8 protein-coding genes and 1 pseudogene are annotated in these 9914 nt (G+C 59.8%); 7 read left to right on the forward strand and 2 right to left on the reverse strand.

Annotation, left to right across the window (positions count from 1 at the left end):
- Positions 1–395 precede the first annotated feature (395 nt).
- Positions 396–692 carry a hypothetical protein gene (locus ACN4F8_RS22065; protein ID WP_419475545.1) on the reverse strand — a complete coding sequence of 99 codons (297 nt, stop codon included), beginning with the start codon at positions 690–692 and terminating at the stop codon, positions 396–398.
- 80 nt (positions 693–772) lie between these two features.
- On the opposite strand from ACN4F8_RS22065, the gene ACN4F8_RS22070 reads away from it, so the two are divergent.
- The 5 genes from ACN4F8_RS22070 to ACN4F8_RS22090 all read left to right on the forward strand — a co-directional run bounded on the left by ACN4F8_RS22070 (position 773) and on the right by ACN4F8_RS22090 (position 4185).
- Positions 773–1456 (forward strand): heavy metal response regulator transcription factor, encoded by a 684-nt coding sequence (locus ACN4F8_RS22070; protein ID WP_419475546.1) that lies wholly within the window; start codon positions 773–775, stop codon positions 1454–1456.
- Between the two features lie 11 nt (positions 1457–1467).
- A complete protein-coding gene (locus tag ACN4F8_RS22075) occupies positions 1468–2901 on the forward strand; it encodes a heavy metal sensor histidine kinase (protein WP_419475547.1) in 1434 nt (477 codons plus the stop codon).
- Between the two features lie 134 nt (positions 2902–3035).
- Positions 3036–3386: a hypothetical protein gene (locus ACN4F8_RS22080; protein ID WP_419475548.1), complete on the forward strand. Its 351-nt coding sequence runs from the start codon at positions 3036–3038 to the stop codon at positions 3384–3386.
- Between the two features lie 198 nt (positions 3387–3584).
- On the forward strand, positions 3585–4004 hold the full coding sequence (locus tag ACN4F8_RS22085) for a putative sulfate/molybdate transporter (RefSeq protein WP_419475549.1): 420 nt from the start codon (positions 3585–3587) through the stop codon (positions 4002–4004).
- Between the two features lie 37 nt (positions 4005–4041).
- Positions 4042–4185 carry a hypothetical protein gene (locus ACN4F8_RS22090; protein WP_300653059.1) on the forward strand — a complete coding sequence of 48 codons (144 nt, stop codon included), beginning with the start codon at positions 4042–4044 and terminating at the stop codon, positions 4183–4185.
- Positions 4186–4265: 80 nt separating this feature from the next.
- Here the strand turns inward: ACN4F8_RS22090 and ACN4F8_RS22095 are convergent, their stop codons facing one another.
- Positions 4266–6746 carry a TonB-dependent receptor gene (locus ACN4F8_RS22095; RefSeq protein WP_300653062.1) on the reverse strand — a complete coding sequence of 827 codons (2481 nt, stop codon included), beginning with the start codon at positions 6744–6746 and terminating at the stop codon, positions 4266–4268.
- A gap of 313 nt (positions 6747–7059) precedes the next feature.
- On the opposite strand from ACN4F8_RS22095, the gene ACN4F8_RS22100 reads away from it, so the two are divergent.
- Both ACN4F8_RS22100 and ACN4F8_RS22105 read left to right on the forward strand, forming a co-directional pair.
- A complete protein-coding gene (locus ACN4F8_RS22100) occupies positions 7060–7638 on the forward strand; it encodes a recombinase family protein (RefSeq protein ID WP_300653064.1) in 579 nt (192 codons plus the stop codon).
- 32 nt (positions 7639–7670) lie between these two features.
- Positions 7671–9812: pseudogene (locus tag ACN4F8_RS22105) on the forward strand (Tn3 family transposase); the annotation flags it as partial.
- Positions 9813–9914 lie beyond the last annotated feature (102 nt).

Below are 9914 nucleotides of genomic sequence, written 5' to 3' on the forward strand. Positions count from 1 at the left end.
AATCCGCCGTCGGAAGCCATCTGCATCCGACTTCGATGTCGACATCCGAAATCCATCGATTCAAATCACGGTGCGGCGGGGGTTGTGCAGACCTTCCTTAGGAGTTCAGTTGTAAGCTGGGAGCCGTTTTCCACACCATCGTCGCCGACTCTCCGCCTTGGGCTCTTCATGCGCCAAGAGTGCAGCCATGTGCTCGTGGCATCCATGTCCGAGCAAAGACAGTACAAACGCCAGCACAAGATCGCGGCGGATCGTACAACTCGTGCTGCAGTAGGGGATCACGCTCAGCCCAATGGCCTTTGGAGATCAAATTCACGTTGCCCCACCGATCTGGTTCATGGGCATGACCAGCTGAACGTGCGCCCGCCATGCTTGCCGAGCAGCTTCTACAACCGTCATGAGGCGCAACTAGCCGCTATTTGCTCCTGGTCTGCCGCAGCGGGAACGGCATCTTTCTCCCATTTGAGAATATCGAAATACCCGTGTTTGAAATGGCCGACGGCGTCGTTGCCTTCTCGCCAGTTCTTCTCGGCAGGCGACGGTGCGATCTGGGCGGACGCCATCAGCGGGAGGGTAAGTACGGCCAGGGCGACGATCCGCAATGCGGTGTAAGGTGTACTTTGATAAATCACAGATTGGATCCTGTTCCACGAAATCAAACTGGTCTCAATGTGCAAAAGGCCATCTGTCACGAGCCTGTCGGTTTCATTACAAAGTTGTCAGGTTCGGTTGCAATGGGCCGCTGGCAGTGAAAATCGTCTCAGGAGTAAATGTGAAAATCTTGATTGTTGAAGACGAACGCAAAACGGGTGAGTACCTGTGCATAGGACTGCGCGAGGCGGGCTACTCGGTTGAGCTGCTCAACAACGGCGTAGACGGATTGCACCATGCCCTGGAGGGCGACCACGACCTCATCATCCTTGACGTCATGCTGCCCGGCATGGACGGCTGGCAGGTGCTCAGCGGTCTGCGTGCCCAGGGTCGAGAGATGCCGGTGCTCTTCCTGACCGCCAAAGACCATGTGGACGACCGCGTCAAGGGTCTGGAGCTCGGAGCGGACGACTATCTGGTCAAGCCGTTTTCGTTCTCTGAGCTGTTGGCCCGGGTGCGCACCATCTTGCGCCGGGGCCGCTCGGGGATGGAGCCGACCACCCTGCAGGTCGCGGATCTGGAGCTGGACCTGCTTCGCCGTCGGGTCACCCGCGCGGGCAAGCGCATCGACCTGACCGCCAAGGAGTTCGGATTGCTCGAATTGCTGATGCGCCGCAAGGGTGAGGTGTTGCCACGCTCGCTGATCGCCTCCCAGGTGTGGGACGTCAACTTCGACAGCGACACCAACGTCATCGAAGTGGCCATACGGCGTCTGCGCGTCAAGGTGGACGAAGGGTTTGAATGCCGCCTGTTGCAGACGGTGCGAGGCATGGGTTACGTGCTAGAAGTGCCGGAGCACTCCTGATGATCCGGCGCTTGACCCTCACCGCACGACTCACCTTTCTGTACACCCTGGTATCGGCTGTGGTGCTTCTTGGCCTTGGCGTCTTGGTGGCGTGGTCCACCTATTTGCACTTCATCGAACTCGATCGTGACTACCTGTTGGACAAGGTTCAGCTCATTCAGAGGATCGTGGATGAGACGCCAGAGCGAGTCGAGCTGTCTGACAAGTTGGAAGAATCGCTGAACGGCCATCAAGGCCTTTACATCTCGCTCACGCGCGGTGACAAGCTGCTGTTTGGAACAAGCAGCTTCACTTTTCCAGCAGAACTCGCTGCGCAAAGCGTTTCAGATCAGCCCATGGACTGGACCGATGGTGAACGGCAACTGCGAGGCATCACTACAGAGATATCGGCAGCGCAGTTGCCCGGTGGAGTGACAGGTGCGGTGCAGAGCATGCGCCTCACACTCGCGCTGGACACGCAACACCACACCCATTTCATGCAGATGCTGCGCCAACAGTTGGCGGTCTATGTCGTCCTGGCCACCCTGCTCAGCGGCCTTCTGGGGTGGTGGGCAGCCCGCAGCGGTCTGGCCCCGCTGCGGACCATGAGAGAGCGCGCTCTCAAGGTCACGGCCCACAAGCTCGACGAGCGCATGCCGATCGACGCCGTGCCCGTGGAGATGGCGGAGCTGGCCCGCAGCCTAAACACCATGCTTGAGCGGCTGCAACAGGATTTTGCAAAGCTGATGGAATTCTCAAGCGACATCGCCCACGAACTGCGCACGCCCATCAGCAACCTGCTGACACAGACCCAGGTGTCGCTGTCGCAGCACCGTGATCCAGATACCTACCGCGACATCCTCGCCTCCAACGCCGAGGAGTTCCAGCGGCTGGCGCGCATGGTGTCCGACATGCTTTTTCTGGCCAAGACGGACCACGGCATCCAGCTGCCGAATCGCGAAGACGTCGCACTCGAAGAGGAGGCAAAGAGCCTTCTGGATTTCTACGATGCGGTCGCCGAGGATAAACAACTTCGCCTTCGGGTGGAGGGAGCAGGTACCGTGGTGGGTGATCGACTGATGATCCGGCGGGCCATCAGCAACTTGCTGTCCAATGCGCTGCGGCACGCCCACCCTGGCACCGATGTTGCACTGACTGTCGAGCCTCAGATGAATGGCACCAGCTTGTGTGTCACCAACACCGGTGATCCGATCGATGCCGCCGACCTGCCTCGCCTGTTTGATCGCTTCTATCGCGTGGACAAGGCGCGCACGCATCCCTCATCCGACGGTGCTGGCCTGGGTCTGGCCATTACCAAGGCCATCATGCTCGCTCACGGCGGGAGCGCGTCGGTTACTTCGTCGGAGGGAACAACGCGGTTCTGCCTGCAATTTCCGGGCTCTCATGGGTCTCGTTCTCTTCGCGGCGCCATTAGCCAAACCCAGACGAGTGCGAGCGCCGAGTAGTTGGCGACGACAAACCAAGGCGTGTTGCAGGCAACGCCATCTAATCCTCGGTAGGTAGAAGGCGCGAAAGCGCAGGTAGCTCCCTACTGCGGGTGCGGTGACGCCGCCGCTAGCTGCGCTCACGCGAGTGCTCCATGGCCAATAACTGCCGCAGTGCTTCTGCCGACGGTGTCGTCACGTTCGAGGTCATGGACATCAGCGCGAATGATCGCGGTGCGCCGAAGGCGCGTGCTGCCTGCGAGTCCCTTGGCGTGCAAAAAGTGGTCGTCGAATCGCCGCAATTGCTCGTCAACGGCGCCGCCTGCGTGATGATCCAGTTGTACGCCCGCGACGCTTACAACAGCCAACAGGTGCTGCAGAGCCGCGCGGACCTGATCGCGGCTGCGCTGCACCGGGGCAGCGCAAGTGCAGCGGGGCAGGTGTTCATCGACGAAGGCCACGACTCGCTGATCGAGACTCTGAAGGGACGAACGCCGTCTTCTTGAACAGTGGGCGAAGTGGGAAACGCAGTTCATGTACTGGCGAACCTTACCCGGCAAATACCGCTGCTCAGAAAGACGATCCGTAAGCGTCTGGTTAATCCACTTTGAACGTGGCACGCGGATGTAGCAATGCTGTCTTGAGCGGAACCCCCATCAGTGCAGGCTGGAGCCACAGGTGGGCGAGGATGGAAAATAGCCTGCATGAAATCGTCCATCGAATCCAGCGAAGTCCTGTCTGCCCCACACGAACTCTCAGGTGCGACTTGGCGCGGCGATCTCGGTGGCGCACTCGGCGACCTGGGCACCTTGCTGCCCTTTCTGGTCGGCTTCATCGTCGTCACGGGCGTTCAGCCCACTTCGATCTTGCTTGCGTTTGGGCTGAGCATGATCTTCGTTGGATGGCGCTTTGGCGTTCCATTCCCGGTGCAACCCATGAAGGCAGTGGGCGCAGCGGCCTTGGCCGGCGCCGTGGTCGGTGGGCAAAGCATGCCCGCCGTACTCGCACTGGCCGCACTGATCACGGGCGTGTTCTGGTTGATCGCCGCTTGGAGCGGCCTGGCGCGCTCGCTGGCGCGCTTCATATCGGGGCGCCCACAGAATTCGAAAAAAATAGTACGCTAAGGTTTTCAGTTGGGCGAGGATTCGCTTCCGCGCCTTTGTGGCCAATGGCTCTGCGCGTTACACGCGGATCGACTATGACCGCGAAATGGCACTGGTCGCGATCTACAAGCAGCGCACACCGACAGCAGACGGCGAATTCACCGAAACCGAACGCATTATCGGCGTCTCGCGCTATATTTAAAAAGCCACCGCCTGGCATGCCTTCGAAACACACGTTCTGCTGGTGGATTGCCATACGCGCAGGTGCATGGCAATCTCCGGTTACCCCTTGGTAGGCTTGCCAAATGAATAGCGCAGTCCGACCCAGATCAGCCGTGGTGCGCCGGGGGCGAAGAAGGTCGATTGCTGGACCGGAAAGCCGTCGGCGTTCGATCCTCCGAATGGTCTGGCCTGGAAATTGCCGTTTGCATCAAAGCCTGTCGGGCCAAGCTGGGCGGCGGTGTTGTAGCGCGTGTCGAACACATTATTGACTTGCGCCAGCAACTGCAACTGTGGCGTCATGCGGTAGTTGGCGCCCAGATTGAAAATCGCATAAGCGGCGCTGCGGCCCTGGCCCAGGTAAAACGTGCGATCCGGCTGGTGGCCATTATTCTCGTTGCCGCGCGCTAATGCACCTGACACCGCCACCATGCTGCCGTTGAGCGTGAAGGCCGGCGACACCGCATAATCGGCAAACAGCTTCAGCATTTGACGCGGAATCAGCGGAATGCGGTCGCCGGGCCGAATGTTGATGATGCCATCCAGGCCGGGAGCGCCGGCGGCGGCCGTGACATTGCTGCTGTTGCTGCTGCCATTGACTGTTTCGGCACTCTGGAAAGTCGCATCCAGCAAGGTGTATTGCGCACCCAGATTGAGCTTGCCCAGCTTGCCGCTGAGACCCAGTTCCAGCCCCTGACGGCGGGTTTTCCCGAAATTCTTGAAGTAGCCAAAGCCGGCCTGATTGTCGGCCACAAACAGGATGTCGTCCCGATTTTCAGCGCTGAACACGCCGGCATTCCATCGCAGATTGCCGGCTGCAGTGCCGCGCACGCCAGCCTCCAGGGTGCGCGTGACAACCTGGTTCAGCGGCGGATCGCCAGCCATCGCATTGGGCAGCTTGCAGGGCTGGTCCGGATTGGCGCAACCCAGTTCAATGGCAGTCGGCGCGCGGCTGCTTGCGCTGTAGCCGGCATAAGCATTGAGTGCCTGCGTCGGGCTGTAGCTCAGGCCGATGGCTGGATTGAAACGTGAAAAGCGGTGGTCGCCACTGAGCGACGCGCTGTCGCCGTCGGCGTGAATCTGGTCGCGATTCTTGATTGACGTGGTGTTATAGCGCCCCGAAAGCGTCAGGTGCAGATTCTCCTGGAGTGACAGCGTGTCGCTGGCAAATACGCTCCAGGTCCGGATGCGACCCGACAGATCGACCCGCGTGTCATACGGTTCATCATCCACAGTGCCGCCGCTCACACCATCGCCAAAAGAATTGACGCCGCTAATGCTGCGGTCCGGATTCAGAAAACCGAGCTGCGAGGATTGCGTAAATTTCACCCGACTGGCGTCATAGCCGGCGCCTGTCACCAGCTGGTTGCGCTTGCCGGCCAGCGTGCCCAGCCAGGTCAACTGGCCTGACAGCCCATAGTTCTGTTGCGAGCTCTGGCTGCGGTTGATCAAGCCATTGCAGTTCTCGGCCGGCTCATCGTTTTGCAGCGATTGCTCGATGCAGCGCAAGGATGGAAAGGGCGTGTTCGATGCATTTTCACCGGGCTGATACACATCCTGGTCCAGCACCTCCTCGTTGATATCCCCATTGAAGGTCGAGGTCTTGATATTGCGGTAATACGCATTGCCGGAGAACAGCAGATTGTCATTGAATCCGTGGCTTGCCGCCAGATTGAGCAGCGTGGAACGGTTCTGCGTCAGATCCGGCTTGGTGTACACGCTGGCCCGGTCGCGCGCCAGCAAGCTTTGCTCTTGCAGACCGTTGCCGGTCAATCGATTGTCGGCATGTGCCAGCGTCAATTTCAGGTCGGTGGCGCCGCCGCGCCAGCCCAGCTTGCTGAACAACTGGCGCACATCGGACGGAGAATCATCGCGCCAGCCGCGTTCCTTGAACAGGTTGCCTGTCAGATACCAGTCCAGACCCTTGTCGTTAAAACCGCCATGCTCAAACTCGACTGCACGCCGCGCATTGCTGCCGACAGTGGTCTGCAGCGATGTCCCCGGATCGCTTCTGCCGTCCTTGGTCTGCACCGACAGCGCGCCGCCCAGAGTATTCAGGCCAAACAGCGGGTTCGAACCCGGGATCAGGGTCATCGACGAGATCGCCGCGCGCGGAATCAGATCCCAGCTCACCACATCGCCAAACGGCTGATTCATGCGCACGCCATCCATGTACACCGACAAGCCCTGCGGCGTACCCAGCAGCGGCGACGCGGTATAGCCGCGATAGTTGACATCCATCTGGAATGGATTGCCCTGCATTTCATTGACATGCACGCTGCCCAGCCTGCGGTTCATGAAGTCGCCCAACTCCAGCGCGCCACTGCGCTCGAGGTCGCGGCTTCTGGCACTTTGTACCGGTGCCGCGATCTCGTTGCGTGGCTGGCCGATGCCAGGCAGCGGCGTGGTGCCGATTACCTCGACCGCCGGCAGTATTTTTTCTTGTTGCGCGTGGGCATTCAGGTTGAATGCAGCCGTCAACGCCAGCGCGATGGCAGTCTGGGGCCATATCTGCGGCCCACGATGAAAAGTCGAATATTTCAAAACGTCTCCTATCTGTATTCAAATCGTTCTTGTTGTTTTAAATCCACTTTTCCACTGCCACGGGCCACGGCCAAAGGGCGGCACATCGCCACTGGATTTGTTGTCGCTGCGAATATTATCCCAGCTCACCTTGCTGCTGGCGTGCACGACAAATGTCCGCTCTTGTTCGAATGGTGCCTGTCGTAAAACAAGTGTTTCCCGACAGGCCGGCAGGCGACACCGGAAGCTTACTCGCAAAGGCTTGTAAAGTGTACGGAAAACTATGTCGTCATGGTGTAGCATACGGCAATCACACTTTATAGGTTTTCCGTACATGCTTGTAGGCTACATGCGGGTTTCGTCCGAGTCGGACCGCCAAAACACCAACCTGCAGCGCGATGCGCTGCAGGCGGCGGGTGTCGATACCCGTCACCTGTATGAAGATCGCGCCTCCGGCGCCAAGGATGATCGACCTGGCCTGGCCCAGGCGCTCGAATTTCTGCGGCCTGGCGACGTGCTTGTCGTCTGGAAGCTCGATCGACTCGGGCGCTCACTGCCACACCTGCTTGCCATCGTGAACACGCTGAAAGACAGGCAGGTTGCCTTTCGTTCACTGACCGAAGGCATGGACACTACAACACCTTCCGGCGAATTGCTGTTTCATGTTTTCGGCGCACTGGCTCAGTACGAACGGGCCTTGACCAGGGAGCGCGTGAGCGCTGGACTGGCGGCGGCGCGGCGGCGCGGTCGCATCGGTGGCCGGCCGCCTGTCATCACCGGCGAAAAATTGGAGTCCATCCTTACCGCGCTGGGCGGGGGCATGTCCAAGGCGGCTATATGTCGAACCTTTGGGGTCAAGCGAACCACGCTGATTGAAACCATCGCGCGAATCGGCGGGACCAGGCCGACATGAGGCGCCATTGCGCCGACAGGATGGCGTAACGCATGGCACGCCGATCAATACTTTCCGCAACGGAGCGGGACAGCCTATTGGCACTCCCGGAAAGTCAGGACGACCTCATCTTGCATTACAGCTTCACCGAGTCCGATTTATCCATGATCCGGCAGCGCCGCGGCGACGCCAACCGGATCGGTTTCGCCGTCCAATTGTGCCTGCTGCGTTATCCGGGCTATGCGCTGGCCGGCGACATGCCGGTGCCGGCCCCGGTAATCCAGTGGATCGCTCGCCAAGTGCAAAGCGACGCCGCCGCCTGGCCACAATACGGCGTCCGCGACGAGACGCGGCGCGAACATTTTCAGGAGATCCGCGCCTATCTCTCGCTGTCCACGTTTGGCCTGCCGGATTTTCGTAAGCTGGTGCACTGCCTTGCCGACCTCGCCATGCAAACCGACAAGGGAATGGTACTCGCGATTGAGTCGCTGGAAGCCTTGCGGCGACAGCGTGTCATTCTGCCGGCGATCACCGTCATCGAACGGGCATGCGCCGAAGCCGTGACGCGCGCCAATCGGCGCATCTACCGGGCATTGCTGGAGCCGCTGCAGCCGCACCACAAGCGTGGATTGGACAATTTGCTGAACGTCACCCCCGACACGAATATCACCTGGATGATGTGGCTGCGCCAGTCACCGCGAAGACCAAATTCACGGCACATGAGAGAGCACATTGAGCGCCTGAAAATATTTCAGTCGCTCGCGTTATCGGACGGGATCGGCCGCCAGATTCATCAAAATCGGCTGTTGAAGATGGCACGGGAAGGGGCGCAGATGCAGCCTTACGATCTGGCCAAGTTCGAGGACGAACGACGCTACGCGACCCTGGTCGCTCTGTCGATTGAAGGCATGGCCACCGTCATCGACGAGCTGATTGACTTGCACGACCGGATCATGATCAAGCTGTTCAGCGCCGCCAAGAACAAGCATCAGGAGCGGTTTCAGAAGCAGGGGAAGGCGATCAACGACAAGGTGCGGTTGTATTCGAAGGTCGGCCGCGCGCTCGTCGAAGCCAAAGAGTCGGGCGGCGACCCGTATGCCGCCATCGAGGCCGTGATTCCGTGGGCCGAATTCGCACAAAGCGTCACCGACGCAGCCCAACTCGCCCAACCTGCGACATTCGACCATCTGCACCTGGTCGGTGACCACTACAGCATGCTGCGCCGTTACACCCCGGAGTTGCTTGACGTGCTCAAACTGAAGGCTGCGCCGGCGGCGCAGGCCGTCCTGGACGCCATCGACATGGTGCGCGAGATGAATGCGACCGGATCGCGCAAGGTGCCGGACGATGCCCCGATCGCGTTCGTCAAAGCGCGATGGAAGCCGCTGGTCATCACCGACGAGGGTATCGATCGCCGCTTCTATGAAATTTGCATGCTCTCGGAGCTGAAAAACGCACTGCGCTCTGGCGACATCTGGGTTGAGGGTTCGCGCCAGTTCAGGGATTTCGAGGACTATTTGCTTCCACCGGAGAAATTCAGCACACTCCAAAAAGCGCGCGCGCTGCCCATAGCAATTAACCCGGACCTCGACCAGTACCTACTTGAGCGGGTTCTTTTGTTGAATCAGCAGTTGGCCACGGTCAACCGGCTTGCGCTGGCCAACGAGCTGCCGGACGCGATCATCACCGATACCGGCTTGAAAATCACGCCGCAGGACCCAGTGGTGCCGGAGGCTGCGCAGGCGCTGATCGACCAGGCCGGCAATCTGCTGCCGCGCATCAAAATCACCGAACTGCTGATGGATGTGGACGGTTGGACCGGGTTCACCCGCCATTTCGTGCACCTAAAAAATGGCGAACAGGTCAAGGACAAGACGTTATTACTGTCGGCGATACTGGCTGATGCGATCAACCTCGGCCTGACCAAGATGGCGGAGTCGAGCCCCGGCGCGAGTTACGCCAAGCTGTCGTGGCTGCAAGCTTGGTATATCCGGGATGAAACCTATTCGGCGGGGCTGGCCGAGCTCGTCAATGCCCAATTGCGTCACGCATTCGCCGGGAACTGGGGCGACGGCACCACTTCATCATCGGATGGGCAGCGTTTCCGCGCCGGCGGCCGGGCCGAAAGCACCGGCCACATCAATCCGAAGTACGGCGCCGAACCGGGAAAGATGATCTACACGCACATCGCCGACAATTAGTCGCCCCTGCAATACCTCTGCAGCCCGCATGAATGCTGATGTTTCGGGGTGATCACGGATACCCAGAACTCCCGATTTGAATTCCAATAGGCATCA

The sequence above is a fragment of the Hydrogenophaga sp. genome, assembly GCF_048549895.1.
In the GTDB taxonomy this organism is placed as follows: domain Bacteria; phylum Pseudomonadota; class Gammaproteobacteria; order Burkholderiales; family Burkholderiaceae_C; genus Hydrogenophaga.

What these genes read in the sequence shown, in the direction of transcription:
- ACN4F8_RS22080 (WP_419475548.1), top strand. Translation starts at nt 3,036, where the DNA reads ATGGCCAATAACTGCCGCAGTGCTTCTGCCGACGGTGTCGTCACGTTC.
- ACN4F8_RS22085 (WP_419475549.1), top strand. Translation starts at nt 3,585, where the DNA reads ATGAAATCGTCCATCGAATCCAGCGAAGTCCTGTCTGCCCCACACGAA.
- ACN4F8_RS22100 (WP_300653064.1), top strand. Translation starts at nt 7,060, where the DNA reads ATGCTTGTAGGCTACATGCGGGTTTCGTCCGAGTCGGACCGCCAAAAC.